The following is a 15500-nucleotide window of genomic DNA, read 5'->3' on the forward strand; positions in this document are numbered from 1 at the left end:
CCGCAGGCTAGCCCCAACCCCTCGTCCGAACCACCCTCCCGAACGTGGCCTGCCCCACCCGTTTGACTCGCCGAACTCCGGCCTGCAAACTGACTGATTGTCGGACAATCAGGGGATCAGACGAGAGTGAAGGGGTGGTCATGGGTCAGGCGCTGGAGTGGGGTCGTCGGTATCTGATGGTCCGCCCGGACCACTTCCGGATCGACTACGTGATCAACCCCTACATGTCGACCCACGACCAGCCGGATCCCGAGCTGACGCTGAAGCAGTGGGAGTCGCTGCGGCAGGCGATCGTCGACGCCGGCGGTGAGGTCGAGGTGCTCACGCAGCGGCCGGACTCACCGGACATGGTGTACGCGATGAACCTCGGGCTGGCGACCGCGGACGGCCGGGCGATGCTGTCGCACATGCGGTTCGAGCCGCGGCGGAAGGAGTCGCTGACCGCGGGCGACTGGTTCACCGGTCACGGATTCGCGCTCAGCCGGCCCGGGTCGGACGGTGTCGGGCCGCACTTCGAGTCCGGGGACGCGTTCGTGTTCGGCGACAGCCTCGTCGTCGGGTACGGACCGCGCACCGAGGCGGAGGCGCTCAAGCACCTGGCGACCGAGTGGAGCATCCGGGTCCGCGGGCTGCGGATCACGCACGAGGGGATGTACCACCTCGACCTGCCGTTCTGCCCGGTCGACAGCACCCACGCGATGGTCTACCCGGCGGCGTTCGACGAGGCGAGCCAGGCGGAACTGTTCGCCATCGTGCCGGACCCGATCGTGCTCACCGACGAGGAGGCGTTCGCGTTCAGCGGCAACTCGATCGTGGTGAACGAGACGATCATCATGCCGGCCTGCTCACCGCGCCTGCACGAGATCCTCACCGGCCTCGGCCTGCGCGTCGTCGTCCTGGACCTGACCGAGTTCCACAAGGGCGGCGGCTCCGCCCGCTGCCTCACCAACCCCCTCGACTTCGACCTCACCCCGGCCGCCATCCCCGGCGGCGAAGTCATCCTCCCCGCCTGACCACGTTCCCGGCCGTACGGCGGTCGCCGCGAGGCCACCGTCGTACGGCCGGGGCTACTTGGTGTAGATGAGTTCGAGGGTTTCGGGTTTGTAGCCGTGGCCGTTGAGCCATTCGAGGGCTTTCTTCTTGCCTTCGGAGTCGGTGATCTTGATGTAGAAGGCGAGGTACTCGGGGTCGCCGGGGTGCTGCTGGGAGACGCCCTGGTTCACGGTGAACCCGGGGCCGATGTACGGAAGCTCCTGGAGGATCGGGTACTTCGCCTCGAGCCGGGCGTTGAGCTCGTCGAACCGGCGGCCGGCCTCGGCCTCGGCCTCCATCTGCTCCTCCGGGTGGGCCTTCTCCCAGGCGCGGCCTTCGGCGCTGTTCGAGAACAGGAACATCTTGTAGCTGGAGTCCTGCTGGATGTCGACGGTCTGGGTGTAGCTCTGGAACCCGCGCCGCTCACCGGTCAGTGTGTGCCTGCCGGCCTTCACCTTGACCTCGCCGTTGGCCGGGATCTGCTGACCGTCGAGCGTCAGGGTCAGGTCGTTCGGGATCGACTTCACGGTCAGTGTGTGCTCAGGGTTGCCGCGGAACACCAGGTAGCCGCCGAGCACGATCAGCGCGACCACGACGACCGTGCCGCTGAGCATGAACAGCCGCCGGTTCTCATCCATCAGTCGGAGCTCCTGATTGCCTGATCCGGGCCACGGTGTAGTGGCCGCGCGAGTCGGAGAAGTACACGTGGGTCGCCTCCGGCACGTGGCCGTTGAGCGAGGCGGACGCCGCGTTGTAGGTCTTCCCGTCACCGCCCTTGTAGTTGCCGGTGTAGATGAAGGTGTGCCCGTTGTGGACGAAGATGTCGCCGGGCTTCAACTGGCCCTCGTTGGTGAGATTCTCGAACACCTGGTACTTCGGCGAGTTTCGCACGTACTCGCGCTGCGCACTCGTCAGGCGCCGGACGTAGTCCTTGTCCACCCCGCTCATCACCATGACCGTCGCCACGAACACACCGCAGTCGGTGAGTTCGTTGTACCCGGTGGAGCCGTTGTACTTGCGCTGGGCCTCCGCGTAGCCGGGTTTGGGGTCGAATCCGTGGCCGGGAGTGTCCCAGGCCAGTTGCAGCGCCGTCTTGACGATGTCGCCGTTGCCGGCGCCACAACCACCACCACTACCGTCGGACGTCGCCCCGCCGCCGAAGGTGTTCAGGACCTCCCGGGCCGCGGTCTTGCGCTGGGCGTACCGCGGGTGGCTGGGGTCGTTCGAGCCCAGGAAGCGTTCGTAGTAGCGGCCGAAGGCAACCGCGGCGTCCTCGGCGGTGGTGGCCTGTTTGAGCATGTCGCCGGCGTGCTTCTCCGGGATCGCCGTCTCACCGGCCAGCTGCTTCTTCAGGAACTCGAGCTGGTACTCCAGCGAGGCGATCGTCGCGTCGTCGACGCCGGCCTGGCGGGACGGCTTGATCATCTTGCCCGCCGGAGTCCACTGGACGATGCCCCAGCCGCCGGAGAACTCGACCACGTCGGACGGGTTGGTGACCTTCCCCGGCGGGGTCCCCTCCTTCCGGCCAGGCTCGACGCCGGACTCGTGGATCATGTTGCCGACGATCCCGGCCGACTGCTCCTTGGAGTACCCGTTCGAGACGAAGTAATTGAACGCCTTCTGCTGGTTGTTCGACCCGACCAGGGTGCTGCAGCCGCAGCCGCTGTCACTCTCCTCGGCGTCCTCGCCGAAGGAGTCGTTCTTCGGGTCGACCTCCTCGAGCGGCTTGCCCCGCTCCTTCTCGATCCACAGCTCGAAGTGCAGGTGGGAGCCGCTCAGGCCGGGCGTACCCTCGCTGCCGGAGCCGGAGGTGCCGATCTGCTGGCCGCGTTTCACCTTCTGGCCGACCCGGACCATGATGTCCTTGAAGTACTTGTACCGGGTCTCGACACCGCTGTCGTGTCTGATCCGCACCTCGTTGTCCGAGGTGGAGACGATCTCGCCGTCCTCGGCCGCGTAGACCTTGCTGCCCTCGTCGACGTCGAAGTCGATCCCGGAGTGGCTGTTGCCCTCGCTGTCCGGCTCGGACCAGCCCTGGTCGACCTCGTGCCGGTCGGTCGGCCAGGCGAACGCCTTGCCCTCGGTCTGGGTCGGCACGCAGTCGGCCGCGGCGGTCTCCAGGCCGGCCAGGCCGCCGAGGATCAGGGCCATCACGATCAGCAGGGGCAGGAACAGGACCAGCATGACGCCGCCGAGGATCGGCAGTGCTTTGCTGTCACCCACGGTCGGCTCCTCGCTGGCTCAGTGGCCCTCCACGCCGGTCGTGGAGAGGGGCGGTCACTGGGGAAAATGCTGCCGGAAAACCGGGTCATCGTGTCGAGAGTTATCCACAGGCCGGGCGGGGTGGGCGCCAACCACCGGGGCGCGCGCGACAACGGACCTTGACTGGACGAGAATCTTCCCATGTACGAACGGCTGCGGGTGGACCGCTCGACCACGGTGGACCGGGTGGTCGACGCGCTGCGCGCCGCCATGTTCGCCGGCGACCTCGAGCCGGGTACGCCGTTGCGCGAACAGCCGCTCGCCGAGGCGCTGGGGGTTGCCCGGAGCACCGTTCGGGAGGCGATGACGACGCTGGTCACCGAGGGGCTGGCGATCCGGGAGCCGAACAAGGGCGTCAGCGTCGCGATCCTGAAGCCGGAGGCGGTGGCGGACATCTGCAAGGCCCGGTTCGTGCTGGAGTCGGCCGGGATCCGGGCCTGGTTCGACGCCGACGAGTCGGCCCGGGAGCGGGTCAGGGAGGCGATGCGGACCTTCGCCGCGACCGCGAAGGACGGCGCCGACCCGGAGGCGATGACGGAGACGCACCTCGCCATCCACCGCAGCCTGGTCGCGCTGACCGGCAGCGAGCGGCTGATCGCGACGGCGGACGCGGTCACCGGCGAGGCCCGGCTGGCGCTGGCCCGGGTGGACGCCCTCCGCCAGGACGCGCGCCAGCAGGTCGCCTCGCACCGCAAACTCGTCCGCCTGCTGGAACGCGGCGAGCTGGACGAATGCGTGGAGGAACTCCGCCGCCATCTCGCCGGCGCCCAGGAGTCCCTCCTCGAAGCCATCGCCACCCCACCGAGCAACTGACGACCCGCGCCGGCCCCGCCCGCCCCGAACGTCTCAGGGGTCAACCCCTGAGCTTGTGGGTTGCGGACCCGAAATCCGAGGGTCCAACCCACCAACCGCGGGGTTGACTCCTGAGATGGGGAGAGGATGGACGGGGGCTAGTTCGGGGGTGGGGTTGGTTCGAGGCCGGTGGCGGTGATGGTGTAGGTCGTCGAGCCGACGCGGAGGCCGGTCAGGCGGGCGTCGGGGTCCAGGGCGCTGACCTGCGGGTTCGCGGTCACCGTGCCGTCCAGCGCGACCTCGACACCGAAGACGCCCTCCAGGATGAGGCTGACCCAGGAGCCGGACGACGAGCACGACCAGTCGATCAGGTACGGGAACTGCGGCGGGGACTTCCGCGCACCACCAGCCATCGCGGGAGCGGCCTCCTCGACGAAGTGCGCCTGACCACACGGCCCCTGGTTCGCCGTGCGCGCCAGACCCGGCAGCCAGTCCAGTACGACGTCGCCACGCCCGAGCGCGAACAACGCCCGCCCGGCGTCGGCCGGCCAGGCCGGGTAGGCGCCGTTCCACTGGTGATCCGGCCGCACGCTGAAGGCTGCATCGGCGTCGTACGGCGACAGCGCCCGCATCCAGGTGGGGGTCTGCAACTCCCGCTGGAAGAAGCCGACCATCTCGGCCCGCTGCGACGCGGAGAGGTCGTCGGCCATCGTCGTACCCACGATGTTGAAGTCGTAGCAGTGCCGCACAGGGACCAGTGAGCCGTCGGGCTGGCGTGCGTGCCAGAAACCGGCGCCCTCGATGTACAGCTCGTTGACGTGCCCGGCCTGCTCGTCGGCCTCCTTGCGCAACAGGGCCGCACGATCGTCGTCACCCGAGCGGGACGCGATCTCGGCGGCGACCCGCAGGCACCAGACGTTGGCGGCGTTGAAGCTCGCCACCTCGTGCACGTAGCTGCTCACGCACTCCAGCAGGTTGTCGATCCCGCCGTAGTCCGCGAGCGCGTGCTGACCACGCAGTCCACGCCAGGCGGTCGCCCAGTCGTGCAGGTGCTCCGCCACCGGTTTCTCACCCACCGGAGCGTCCAGGAACGCGGCATCCCCGGTGAAGCGCACGTAGTCCCGCACCAGCCGCGTCATGGCGAAGTCGTTGACCGAGTACCAGTAACCGACCGGCCCACCGGTCAGCCACTCGGTGCCGAAGTGCTTGTGAATGTCCAGATCGATCCAGTGCTCGATGTGCTTCCGCATCGGCTCCGGGTCGAGCAGTGCATGGGTCAGCGAGGACAGGCTGTAGTCCCAGATGAACGTCGTGGTCTGCCAGTACCGCGGCATCAACGTGTCGTACGTCCGCCCGAGCACACTCGCCGGGTTGTCCCGGCGGAACCAGATCACCCCGAGGACGCCCCACCAGTAGAGTTTCCGCAGCGCCTCGTTCGACGTCTCCAGGATCGGCAGCGACCCGCTGAACCCGTCGCTCGCCGGGTCGAAGGCATCCGCCAACGCCTTGTCCCACGCCGCCTCGGCCGCGGTGAACACACCCGAGACGTCGGCAACACACGCGTCGAAGTGCTCCGTGGCCTCAGGCAACGAACCGGCCAGGACGTGCACGTACCCGACCCTTGCCCGGCCAGAAGCATCCAGCACAACCGTTGCCTCGAGCATCGCCCGGTTCACGTCCGCCGGTACGTCGAGCCCTTGAAGACTCACCGCGGACCCGGATTCCCCTGTCCCGACGACACGACCGCCGGCCGCGGTCAGTGTGTTCGGCTCCGACGGCGGCTCCGGCGTCAACCAGCCGCTCCCCGACCGGGTCGCCGTACTGGCCAGCGCGAAGCCGAGGCGGACGGACCGGCCGGGTGTGCCTTGCAGGTCGAGCTGCACGACGACTGCCGGGCGACCGGGTGCGCAGGCGGTGGTCGTCCGCAGCTCGAGCCCGTCGACCATGGTCGACCGGGTCACGCAGTCGGGGCGCCACACCACCTCGACGGTTCCGCCGTACGAGCGGGCCAGCCGTCCGTCGACGTACAGCTGCCCGGTGATGCAGTCGCCGTGCGAGTACGGCGGGAAGTTCACGCTCCGGATCGCGAACACGTCGAGATCGACCTGAGCGGTGCCCAGGAAGTTGGTCAACCCCGGCGGGTTGAACATGTCGTCGTACGTGTGCGTGAGGACGTCACTCGCCAGGTCGGCGCTGGTGGGGATCGTCATGAGGGGTTGGCCCAATCGGTGTTCGGCAGCAGCGGGTACCAGTCCGGCCTGGTCGGGTCCCGGTCGTAGGGATACGGGCCGAGTTCGCGGAACAGTTCGGCGTACTCGGCGAGTTTGTCGCGGTCGAGCTCGACACCCAGCCCGGGCGCGTCGGGTACGGCGATCGCGCCGCCCTCGTACGGGAGCTTGCCGCCGGCAATGATGTCGTCGCGCAGATGGTGGTAGTGCGCGTCGGCGGCGAACGACAGGTTCGGCACGACGGCGCCCAGGTGCAGCATCGTGGCCAGCTGGATCCCCAGCTCACCCGAGGAGTGGACGGCGACGCCGAGCTGGAACGTCTCGCAGACACCGGCCGCCTTGATGCAGGGCCGGATGCCGCCCCAGAACGTGGTGTCGAGCAGGATCACGTCGACCGCGGGGTCGCGGACGTTGGCGGCGAGCTGCTCGAAGTTCACCACCACGGTGTTGGTGGCGAGCGGGATCGAGGTCTTCTCGCGCACCCGGCGCATCCCGTTCAGGCCCCAGGTCGGGTCCTCGAGGTAGTCGTTGTCGAGGTCCTCGATGCCGCGGGCGAACCGGATCGCCTCCTCGACACCGAAGGCGCCGTTCGGGTCGAACCGCACCCGGTGCCCGGGGAACGCCTGGGCCAGCGCGCGGAAGCACTCGCGCTCGTAGTCCGGCGGGAAGACGCCGCCCTTCAGCTTGTGCACGGTGAACCCGTGCTCGTCGACCAGCGCCCGCGCGTGCGCGACCAACTGCTCGGCGGTGCGGATCTCCCCGGAGCCGTCGTCGGCCGGATGCCGGAAGAACAGGTAGCTGGCGAACGGCACCTTGTCGCGGACCTTGCCGCCGAGCAACTCGTGCACGGGTACGCCGAGGTGCTTGCCCTGCAGGTCGAGACAGGCGAACTCGATCGCGGCCAGCAGTTGGGTCCGGTTGTTGTAGAGGCTCGCGGTCGGGTTGGCGAGCATCCAGCGCAGCGCCTCGGTACGGGCCGGATCGTGGCCGACGAGATAGGCCTTGAGACCGGTGACGGCGGCCTCGGCGCTCTGTCCGCCGCCGCCCATCTCACCCAGCCCGATCAGCCCGTTGTCCGCCTCGACCTCGACGACGGTCCGGACGAAACGTCCCCAGTGCGCACCGTTGCTGTGCCGCAGCGGCGCCTCGAGCGGCACCGTGACGGTGGTGGCCCGGACGTCGACGATTCTCATTGCTTTCCCCGCCCCACGGCCCGGGTCCGGCTTCACTTCTCGTCCTCCGGCAGTACGACGGCCAGTCCCGCGGTCAGTCCGCCGTCGACCTTGACGTCCGCACCGGTCACGAAGGCCGCGGCCGGCGAGGTGAGGAAATGGATGACCTCGGCAACTTCTTCCGGTGTCGCCACCCGGCCGAGCGGGTGCGACCGTCCCCACTCCGCGACCACGTCGTCGGTGGACCGCCCACCGCCGAACTGGGCGGCCGAGGTCCGCAGCATCGGGGTGTCCACCGAACCCGGGCAGACGGCGTTGACCCGGATCCCGTCCGGTGCGTGGTCCACCGCCATCGCCCGGACGAGGCTGAGCAGCGCACCCTTGCCCATCGAGTACGCCGCGACGCTCTTCTGAGCCGCATACGCCTGCACCGACGCGACCACGACGACACTGCCACCGCGCGGGATGAGTGGCACGAACGCCTGGCAGGCAAAGAACACGCCCCCGACGTTCACCGCCATCACCTCGTCGTAGATGGAGTAGGACGTGTCGACCACGGTGCCGTACCGCTGGATGCCCGCCGCACAGACCAGTGCGTCGACCTCGTCGACCTCCAGGGCGGCCGCGGCGAGCGCACCGCGGTCACCGACATCGACGGGGATGCCGGTGACCTGGTCACCGAACTCGGAGCGCAGCGCCTCGAGCGCCCCGGTGTCCCGGTCCAGCGCGACGACCCTGTCGCCGGCTTGCACGAAGCGTTCCACCGCCCCGCGGCCGATCCCGGCGGCGCCACCGGTGACTACAACTGTGCGACTCATATCCGCCTTTCAGAACTGCCCGAGGGCGAGGCCCCGGGCGAAGAAGCGTTGTGCGGCCAGGAACAGGACAACGGTCGGCAGCGAGACGAGCAGACCGCCGGCGAGTACGGTCGGCAGCGCGGCGCCGCCGTACGTGCTCTGCAGGCCGGTGAGGGCCGGCATGATCGGGCGGACCGACTCGGACTGGCTCAGTGTCAGGCCGAGCAGCAGGTCGTTCCAGACGAAGGTCGCCTGCAGGATGAAGATCGCGGCCAGCGCCGACCAGGCCATCGGCAGGTAGATGCTGCGGAAGATCCGGAACAGCCCGCCGCCGTCGACGACCGCGGCCTCGAACACGCTGCGCGCGATCCCGGTGAAGAAGTTGCGCATCACGAACGCCGAGAACGGCACGCTGATCGCGGTGTAGACGATGACCATGCCGACCCGGGTGTCGTAGAGGCCGGAGTCGGCGTACCCGGAGAACAGCGGCATCAGGATCATCTGCAGCGGGAAGATCGTCCCGCCGAAGATGAACACGAACCACAGGAACCCGCGCCTCAGCCGCAGTACGACGATCGCGTAACCGGCCGCCGCACCGATCAGCACCGCGAGCACCGGCGCCACCACGCTGTAGAGCGTGGTCGCCACCAGGGTGTCGCCGAGCGCGGCCTTGGTCCACGCGTCCCCGAAGTTCGCGAACAGCGAGAACCCGTCCGGCTTCCACACGGCCGCCGGGTCATACCCGTCGACGGCCTTGGACGCGTTCACCAGCAGCAGGTAGACGGGGGCGAGCCAGACCAGTCCGAGGACGACGAGCACCGCCGTACGGACCGGGCCGGAGGAGGTCTTGGTCATTCCGATTCCCCCAGTTGGTACCGCAGGTAGAGAATCGATGCGGCGAACGTGACCAGGCTCAGGAACAGCGCGATCGCCGCGCCCTGTCCGTAGTCGTTCAACACGAACGTCTCCTTGTACATCGACAGCGCGAGCGTCTCCGACGACGTACCCGGTCCGCCTTGGGTCATCACCCACACGACGTCGAAGGTCTTCAGGCTTCCGACGATCGACAGCCCGATGACCACGGTCGTGATCGGCCGGAGCTGCGGCCACAGGTGGTGCAGGAACAGGCGGAAACCCTCCGCGCCGTCCAGCCGGGCGGCCTCCAGCGGCTCGGCCGGGATGGACTGCAGCCCGACCACGAACAGCAGGGCGTTCACACCGGCCGCCTGCCAGGTCACTGCCACGATCATCATCAGCGTGTTGCCCGGACCGGCCTGCAGCCAGCCGGTGTGCTCACCAGGCAGCCCGAAGAACCCGAGCGCCTGGCCGAGCGCGCCGTCCGGCTGCAGTACGAACCCCCAGATCACACCCACCGCCACACCGGAGATCGCGTACGGCAACAGGAACGGCAACCGCAACCACGTGCCCCACCTGTGTCCGTACGTCAGTACGGCGACCAGGAGTCCGAGCACGACCGGGAGGGTCACCATGCCGACGACCCACAGCAGCGTGTTGACCAGCGCCCCCACCAAGTCCGGGTCGCTGAACATCGCCTTGTAGTTCGCCAACCCGGACCACACCGGCGACGCGAGGCCGTCGTAGTCGGTGAAGCTGACGTACGTCGTCCACAGGAACGGCAGGTAGAGCAGCAGTGCGACCACCGCCGCGGCCGGCAGACCGAACAGCGGTGCGACTCGCGCACCCGTCCGCGCCGACCGCTGCGCCGTGTCCGGCTGCTTGGTGGCAGCCGGCCGCTCGATGGTCGAGGTCACTTCTGCTTGGCCCAGTACGCGTCCGCCTCGGCCTGGATCTTCTGCAGGCCCGGCATCGGATCGCCCGGCTTGGTGACGAAGGCGCCGAACACCTCGAGCGCCTTGTTCGCGACCGGGACCGGAGTGGCCTCGAACCAGCGGTTGATCAGCCGGTAACTGGCACTGCCACCGCCTCCGACATCTTTGTTCAAGGCGGCCAGGCTCGGGTCCTTGACCTCGGCCTTCGGGTTGAACGACAGGTCGCCGCGGGAGTTCGCCCAGGCGGTCTGCGCCTGCGGGGTGACCCACCACTCGGTCCACTTCTTCACCGTCGAGGAGTGCTCGCTGCCGGCCGCCGAGCACACCGGGCCGGTCTCGAAGATCATCGAGGTCTTGGGCAGCGCCGGGTTGACGTTCGGGATGACGAAGAAGTCGTAGTCGGTACCGGCCTTCATCTTCAGCGAGTTCAAGTTGCCGCTGAACCAGGTGCCGAAGTTGATCATCGCGACGTCGCCGTTCTTCAACTGCGCCTGCGGCTCGGTCTTCGAGCCCGGGTCGCTGAAGTAGCCGGCGTCGATCATCTTCTTCCAGTCGTTCATCACCTCGACAACGCCAGGGTCGGTGTACTTCGCCTTGCCGGCGGCGATGGCGTCGTACAGGTCCGGGTCCTTGCCGGCCAGCAGGGTCTCGAACCAGACGAAGCTGAACAGGATGTTGGTCTGGTAGAACGGCTTCACCCCGGCCGCCTTGACCTTGTCGGCGACCGCGAGCAGGTCGGTCCAGGTCTTCGGCGTCTGGGTGATCCCGGCCTTCTTGAAGACCGCCTTGTTGTAGTACATGACCCAGTAGCCGGCGTTCAGCGGGACGCAGTACTGCTTGCCGTCGAAGGTGAAGTACGGCTTCAGCTGCTCGGGAATGTTGCCGTCGGCGATGGCCTTGGTCCACTGGTCGGTGGTCTCGGCGACCAGCTTCTGGTCGACCAGGTCCTCCAGCTCCTTGCCGGTGTGCCAGGTGAACAGGTCCGCCTTCTCCTTGGTCCGGAACGACGACCGGATGAACGCGGTGTAGGTGTTGGAGTCGGAGTAGCCGACCGGCTCCATCCCGACCCCGATGTCCTTCTTGCTGGCCGCGCCGACCTGGACGAAGGCGTCCTTCCAGCCGCCCTTGTCGTTGTAGAACTTCAGCGAGTCGACCGGCTTGTCCTCGCCCTTGGCGGCCGGTGAGCCGTCACCGCCCCCGCAGGCGGACAGCACGAGCGCGCCGGCCACCGCCAGCGCGGTCAGTGCCTTCCGGTTGGTGATGCGTTGCATTGGTGCGTCCTCTCAGCTTCAAGGGTGCTGAACGTCAGGGGTGCTGGATGCGGTTGTTGATGACGGCAAGGACTCCGTCGAGGTGTTCCCGGGTGAGCCGCTCGGCGAGCTCGGGGTCGCCGGCCCGGACCGCCTCGTAGATGGCCCGGTGCTCGTCGAGGTCGGTCTGCCGGTCGCCGTGGATGTGCAGGATCTCCAGCTGCTCACGGACGTTGACCACGGTCACGGACTCGACCACCTCGGCCAGCGTCGCGTTCCCGGACGCCTGCGCGAGGGAGCGGTGGAAGTCCATGTTGATCTCGGCCAGCTCCGCGTGATCACCCGACGCGATCAGCTCGGCCGCGGTCTCGAGGTCCTTGCTCATCTGCTCCAGAGCGCCTTCGGCCCGGACCTGTGCGGCCAGGGCGGCGACCGGCGGCTCGATCAGCGCGCGTGCCTGCAGCAGCTCGACCAGGCGGTCGGCCGTCGGTGCCAGCGCGAGCGGATTGGCCAGGACCAGCCGGCCGACGTTCGGGCCGACGTACACGCCCGATCCGTGCCGGAGCTCCACGGCACCGGTCGCCTCCAGCCGACGCAACGCCTCGCGGACCGTCGGTACGGCGACCTTGAACCGGTCGGCGAGTGACCGCACCGACTCGAACTGGTCGCCGGCCGACAGCTTCCGGTCCGCGATCAGCGCGAGCATGGACGTGGCCAGGTCGTCCAGCAGGCTTCGGCGTACGACGCCACCCGAAGTACTCATGGGGTGGCCGCCAGAGTCACCGCGACGAAACGGGGACGGTAGATGCTGACGTCGGCGTACAGATCGGTGTTGGCGTCGAGGCTGTTGACGTTGTAGCTGATCAGCAGCGTGTTGCCGCGGCGCCGGTCCGGGTGGTCGTGGGAGTTGTACGTGATGATGTTGGCGTTCTGGTAGCTGCCGTCCGCACCGGTCTCCGGGGTCTGGTACAGCTCGACCGGCTTGACGAACGGGCCCGTCGGCGAGCAGGAGAAGTACGCGAGGACCCGCTTGCTGAACAACTCGGTGGTGTCGTGCGTGACGAGCACGTAACCGTCGCGCCACCGCGTCACGCTGTGCTCGTTCGCGACACCCTCCAGCACACGTACGGAGGCCTTCTCGTCCGGTGACCAGCCGCTGCCGGTCCAGTACTCCCACGGCTTCGCGAGGAGGTCGTCACCACGGACCCGGGCGACGTGCTGGTACTTGGAGGCGCCCAGGTCTTCCACACCGTAGATGTAGGTGTAGCCGCTGTCGCGCTGCAGCCAGCCTGACCACTGCACGTTGGCGGACGACGGGATCGACACAAGCTTCTTCAGCTTCAGCGTCTCGCTGTCGAACCTGGCGAGGTAGTTGCTGGCCCAGCGCCAGTCCCACTGCCCCGGACCGGTCTTCTCGAACCGCAGCGCCACGACATCGAGGTTGCGGCCCGCGTCACTGGTCTGCGCCGCACCGAACCAGTACCAGCCGTTGGCCGGCGGCGGGACCAGGGCGGTCGGGTTGGACGACGTACCGCCGGTCACGGTCTTCACCGAGTCACCGCGCTGGACCACGAACGAGTTGTTGAGGAACGGCGTCGTGGTCGGACGGCTGCCGTCCGGGTTCACCGGGCCGAGGAACGTGTCGGAGAAGATCCACACGGTCCGTCCGCCGGAGAGCTTGACCGAGTAGGTGCTGTCCCCACCGGTCCAGCCCTTGCCGGTGTCGCTGTAGTCGTTGAGCAGAGTCTCCGGCTCGGCGTGCGGCTCCGCCTGAGCCGTCCAGTTGGTCCGTACTGCCTCACACTCCGCCGTGGCGGCGGCGCCCGGCTCAGCCGCCTGGGCAGCCGGGACTCCGGTGGCGACCAGAGTGAGCGCGGCCGCGGCGGTCAGGAGCCGCCGCGTAACAGGCTGTGACTTGTTGGCTACCACGTTTGTCCCCTCCGACAGATCCTCACGAGCGAAAATGATCAGATCACTTGGTCATTAGCCTGTCAAGACTCAGGGATCGCTCAGGGCGCGTGCCGGACCTCGGCGCTATCGACGGGGTGGGAGGATCGGCGCCATGAAGAACGTGATCGTCAAGTTGCTCGCCAACGCCGTCGCCCTGGCGATCGCGGCCTGGCTCGTCAGCGGGATCACCGTCCAGGGCGCGACCACCGGCCGGCGGGTCCTCACCCTGCTGATCGTGGCGGCCGTCTTCGGCCTGGTGAACGCGATCGTGAAGCCGATCGTCAAACTGCTGTCACTGCCGTTCATCATCCTGACGCTGGGCCTGTTGATCTTCGTCATCAACGCCGCGATGCTGCTGCTCACGTCCTGGATCACCGGGAAGCTGGACGTCCAGTTCCACGTCGACGGCTTCTGGCCGGCCGCGCTGCTCGGGTCGCTGGTGATCACGGTCGTCGGCATGCTGCTGAACGCCGTACTCCCGGAGAAGTGGGAGACCCGCTGACGATGCGGCGGGTGGAGATCGTCTGTTCGGGCAACATCTGCCGGTCGCCGATCGGTGAGGTGGTGCTGCGGGCCAAGCTGGCCGAGGCCGGGATCGACGACGTGGTGGTCACCAGTTCGGGGACCGGGGGGTGGCACGTGGGCGACCCGATGGATCCGCGGGCCGCCGCGGCGCTGCGCAGGCGTGGATACGACGGGAGCGCACACCAGGCGCAGCAGTTCCGGACCGACTGGTTCGGTGAGCGGGACCTGGTGCTGGCGATGGACTCGGGCCACCTGTCGGAGCTGACCCGGCGTGGCGGGACGGTCCAGTTGTTCGCGGACGTCGACGTACCGGACCCGTACTACGGTGAGGACGACGGCTTCGACGACGTCCTGGACCAGATCGAGAAGGCGGCCGACGCGTGGGTCGGCCGCCTCCGCACCATGACCTAGGGCTGGCCGATCTCGGCCTTCAGGTCGACGAACCAGTCGACGGTCGGGTCGAACTCCTTGCCGCCGGCGATCCGCGGGAACTCGATCGCGCGCAGTTCGTCGCCGCGCTCCTCGTCGTGGCCGACCACCCCGCTCTCACCGCGCAGCGCGGCGTCGACCGCGTAGTCGGTGCACTCCTTGATCAGCGCGAGGTCGCGGTCGTTGGGGGCGGCCGAGCGGCTGAAGTAGCCGCTCTTCTGCACCATCGTCTTCTCCGCGCCGATCCGCTCGGCGAACTGCTTGGCGAACCAGGCACCCGGGTTGATGGTGTCCAGCTTCACGTGCCCGAACGGGTCCCGGGCGACGGTCTCGCCGCGCGCCTCCAGTTCCGCCACGATCGCCGGCACCCCGGCCCCCTCGGACAGGAAGATGTTCACGCAGTCCTCGCGGTCCATCACCGCCTTGAGCCGCTCGGCCTCGGCGTCCAGGTCGATCGGCACCTCCGGCACATACACCGCGTCGACGTCCCAGCGGCCCGCCGACAGCCCGATGCCCGGGTTCCAGTCCTGCTGCTTCCACCAGTCCCGGTAGGCGTTGGCCGTTGCCGCGGTCAACCATCCGCAGTTGCGGCCCATCACCTCGTGGACGATCAGCATCCGAGGGTTCGAGGAGTGCTCGGCGATGATGTTGCGGGCGTACAGCGCGCCCTGCTCGGCCGCCGTCCACGCACCCAGGCTCTGCCGGATCGGGACCACGTCGTTGTCGATCGTCTTCGGCAGGCCGACCACCGTCAGGTCGTAGTCGTGTTCCTGCAGGTACGCCGCCAGGTCCGCAGCGGTGGTGTTGGTGTCGTCACCGCCGATGGTGTGCAGTACGTCGACCCCGTCCGCGACCAGTCGCTCGGCGGCGACCTGGAGGGCGTTCTGGCCGTCGGCGATCAGGCCGCGCTTCACCAGGTCCGCGGTGTTGGTCAGCTTGACCCGGCTGTTCCCGATCGGGCTGCCGCCGAACTTGTGCAGCACGGCGGCCTTCTCCCGCACGTCGGGAGTCACCTCGAGGTGCCGGCCGCTGAGCAGACCGTGGTAGCCGTTCAGGTAGGCGATGATCTCCACGTCGGGCGCCACTTCGGTGTAGCGCTCGATCAGCCCGCCGACGGCGGACGACAGGCAGGGCGCGAGCCCGCCGGCGGTGAGCAGGGCAACTCTGCGGACAGACTTGTCGGCAGCCATGGGTCAGGGTCCTTCCGAAGGTCGCTGAAGTCGCCACCAGAGTAGTGATGCAGACCACTCTCGACGCTGGTTCGGCCCACCTT

General features: G+C 68.3%; 15 protein-coding genes. 4 read left to right on the plus strand and 11 right to left on the minus strand.

All coding sequences use genetic code 11. From position 1 onward, the window contains the following. Window positions 1-140: 140 nt before the first annotated feature. Window positions 141-1013 carry a dimethylarginine dimethylaminohydrolase family protein gene (locus ACYVOK_RS05500; RefSeq protein ID WP_460661131.1) on the plus strand — a complete coding sequence of 291 codons (873 nt, stop codon included), beginning with the start codon at window positions 141-143 and terminating at the stop codon, window positions 1011-1013. A gap of 54 nt (window positions 1014-1067) precedes the next feature. On the opposite strand, the gene ACYVOK_RS05505 is transcribed toward ACYVOK_RS05500, so the two are convergent. Together ACYVOK_RS05505 and ACYVOK_RS05510 are read right to left on the minus strand one after the other, a co-directional pair. Then, window positions 1068-1670: a PEGA domain-containing protein gene (locus tag ACYVOK_RS05505; protein WP_460661132.1), complete on the minus strand. Its 603-nt coding sequence runs from the start codon at window positions 1668-1670 to the stop codon at window positions 1068-1070. After that, window positions 1663-3255: a phage tail tip lysozyme gene (locus tag ACYVOK_RS05510; protein WP_460661133.1), complete on the minus strand. Its 1593-nt coding sequence runs from the start codon at window positions 3253-3255 to the stop codon at window positions 1663-1665. Before ACYVOK_RS05510 ends, ACYVOK_RS05505 begins: the two co-directional genes overlap by 8 nt. Before the next feature lie 180 nt (window positions 3256-3435). Between ACYVOK_RS05510 and ACYVOK_RS05515 the strand changes: the two genes are divergently transcribed. Continuing rightward, the gene (locus ACYVOK_RS05515) at window positions 3436-4107 is read left to right on the plus strand and encodes a GntR family transcriptional regulator (RefSeq protein WP_460661134.1); all 672 of its coding nucleotides are present in this window, start codon (window positions 3436-3438) and stop codon (window positions 4105-4107) included. Between the two features lie 137 nt (window positions 4108-4244). Here ACYVOK_RS05515 and ACYVOK_RS05520 read toward each other — a convergent pair whose 3' ends face one another. Genes ACYVOK_RS05520 through ACYVOK_RS05555 form a run of 8 tightly spaced genes read right to left on the minus strand, consistent with a single transcriptional unit; the run spans window position 4245 to window position 13252 of the window. Further along, window positions 4245-6296 carry a glucosidase family protein gene (locus tag ACYVOK_RS05520; RefSeq protein WP_460661135.1) on the minus strand — a complete coding sequence of 684 codons (2052 nt, stop codon included), beginning with the start codon at window positions 6294-6296 and terminating at the stop codon, window positions 4245-4247. Next, window positions 6293-7507 carry an enolase C-terminal domain-like protein gene (locus ACYVOK_RS05525; RefSeq protein ID WP_460661136.1) on the minus strand — a complete coding sequence of 405 codons (1215 nt, stop codon included), beginning with the start codon at window positions 7505-7507 and terminating at the stop codon, window positions 6293-6295. Before ACYVOK_RS05525 ends, ACYVOK_RS05520 begins: the two co-directional genes overlap by 4 nt. Window positions 7508-7539: 32 nt before the next feature. Further along, window positions 7540-8304 (minus strand): SDR family NAD(P)-dependent oxidoreductase, encoded by a 765-nt coding sequence (locus ACYVOK_RS05530; RefSeq protein ID WP_460661137.1) that lies wholly within the window; start codon window positions 8302-8304, stop codon window positions 7540-7542. Between the two features lie 9 nt (window positions 8305-8313). After that, a complete protein-coding gene (locus ACYVOK_RS05535; RefSeq protein ID WP_460661138.1) occupies window positions 8314-9138 on the minus strand; it encodes a carbohydrate ABC transporter permease in 825 nt (274 codons plus the stop codon). After that, window positions 9135-10055: a carbohydrate ABC transporter permease gene (locus ACYVOK_RS05540; RefSeq protein ID WP_460661139.1), complete on the minus strand. Its 921-nt coding sequence runs from the start codon at window positions 10053-10055 to the stop codon at window positions 9135-9137. Before ACYVOK_RS05540 ends, ACYVOK_RS05535 begins: the two co-directional genes overlap by 4 nt. Next, on the minus strand, window positions 10052-11344 hold the full coding sequence (locus ACYVOK_RS05545) for an ABC transporter substrate-binding protein (protein WP_460661140.1): 1293 nt from the start codon (window positions 11342-11344) through the stop codon (window positions 10052-10054). The genes ACYVOK_RS05540 and ACYVOK_RS05545 overlap by 4 nt, the downstream gene beginning before the upstream one ends. Before the next feature lie 34 nt (window positions 11345-11378). Then, entirely contained in the window at window positions 11379-12086 is a 708-nt protein-coding gene (locus ACYVOK_RS05550) for a FadR/GntR family transcriptional regulator (RefSeq protein WP_460661141.1), read from the minus strand. Next, window positions 12083-13252: a DUF4185 domain-containing protein gene (locus ACYVOK_RS05555; protein WP_460661142.1), complete on the minus strand. Its 1170-nt coding sequence runs from the start codon at window positions 13250-13252 to the stop codon at window positions 12083-12085. The genes ACYVOK_RS05550 and ACYVOK_RS05555 overlap by 4 nt, the downstream gene beginning before the upstream one ends. 133 nt (window positions 13253-13385) lie before the next feature. Here ACYVOK_RS05555 and ACYVOK_RS05560 point away from each other — a divergent pair, with 133 nt between their 5' ends. Together ACYVOK_RS05560 and ACYVOK_RS05565 are read left to right on the plus strand one after the other, a co-directional pair. Then, on the plus strand, window positions 13386-13775 hold the full coding sequence (locus tag ACYVOK_RS05560; protein ID WP_460661143.1) for a phage holin family protein: 390 nt from the start codon (window positions 13386-13388) through the stop codon (window positions 13773-13775). Continuing rightward, window positions 13760-14209 (plus strand): low molecular weight protein-tyrosine-phosphatase, encoded by a 450-nt coding sequence (locus tag ACYVOK_RS05565; protein ID WP_460661144.1) that lies wholly within the window; start codon window positions 13760-13762, stop codon window positions 14207-14209. The genes ACYVOK_RS05560 and ACYVOK_RS05565 overlap by 16 nt, the downstream gene beginning before the upstream one ends. Here the strand turns inward: ACYVOK_RS05565 and ACYVOK_RS05570 are convergent. Further along, window positions 14206-15417 (minus strand): pyrophosphate--fructose-6-phosphate 1-phosphotransferase, encoded by a 1212-nt coding sequence (locus tag ACYVOK_RS05570; RefSeq protein WP_460661145.1) that lies wholly within the window; start codon window positions 15415-15417, stop codon window positions 14206-14208. The two genes, ACYVOK_RS05565 and ACYVOK_RS05570, sit on opposite strands and share 4 nt — an antisense overlap. Between the last annotated feature and the right edge of the window lie 83 nt (window positions 15418-15500).

The sequence above is a fragment of the Kribbella swartbergensis genome (genome assembly GCF_054784135.1).

Excerpts from the sequence above, each read along its gene's own strand:
- ACYVOK_RS05550 (WP_460661141.1), bottom strand. The coding sequence starts at position 12,086 with ATGAGTACTTCGGGTGGCGTCGTACGCCGAAGCCTGCTGGACGACCTG.
- ACYVOK_RS05570 (WP_460661145.1), bottom strand. The coding sequence starts at position 15,417 with ATGGCTGCCGACAAGTCTGTCCGCAGAGTTGCCCTGCTCACCGCCGGC.
- ACYVOK_RS05505 (WP_460661132.1), bottom strand. The coding sequence starts at position 1,670 with ATGGATGAGAACCGGCGGCTGTTCATGCTCAGCGGCACGGTCGTCGTG.
- ACYVOK_RS05500 (WP_460661131.1), top strand. The coding sequence starts at position 141 with ATGGGTCAGGCGCTGGAGTGGGGTCGTCGGTATCTGATGGTCCGCCCG.
- ACYVOK_RS05530 (WP_460661137.1), bottom strand. The coding sequence starts at position 8,304 with ATGAGTCGCACAGTTGTAGTCACCGGTGGCGCCGCCGGGATCGGCCGC.
- ACYVOK_RS05520 (WP_460661135.1), bottom strand. The coding sequence starts at position 6,296 with ATGACGATCCCCACCAGCGCCGACCTGGCGAGTGACGTCCTCACGCAC.
- ACYVOK_RS05560 (WP_460661143.1), top strand. The coding sequence starts at position 13,386 with ATGAAGAACGTGATCGTCAAGTTGCTCGCCAACGCCGTCGCCCTGGCG.
- ACYVOK_RS05515 (WP_460661134.1), top strand. The coding sequence starts at position 3,436 with ATGTACGAACGGCTGCGGGTGGACCGCTCGACCACGGTGGACCGGGTG.
- ACYVOK_RS05535 (WP_460661138.1), bottom strand. The coding sequence starts at position 9,138 with ATGACCAAGACCTCCTCCGGCCCGGTCCGTACGGCGGTGCTCGTCGTC.
- ACYVOK_RS05525 (WP_460661136.1), bottom strand. The coding sequence starts at position 7,507 with ATGAGAATCGTCGACGTCCGGGCCACCACCGTCACGGTGCCGCTCGAG.
- ACYVOK_RS05545 (WP_460661140.1), bottom strand. The coding sequence starts at position 11,344 with ATGCAACGCATCACCAACCGGAAGGCACTGACCGCGCTGGCGGTGGCC.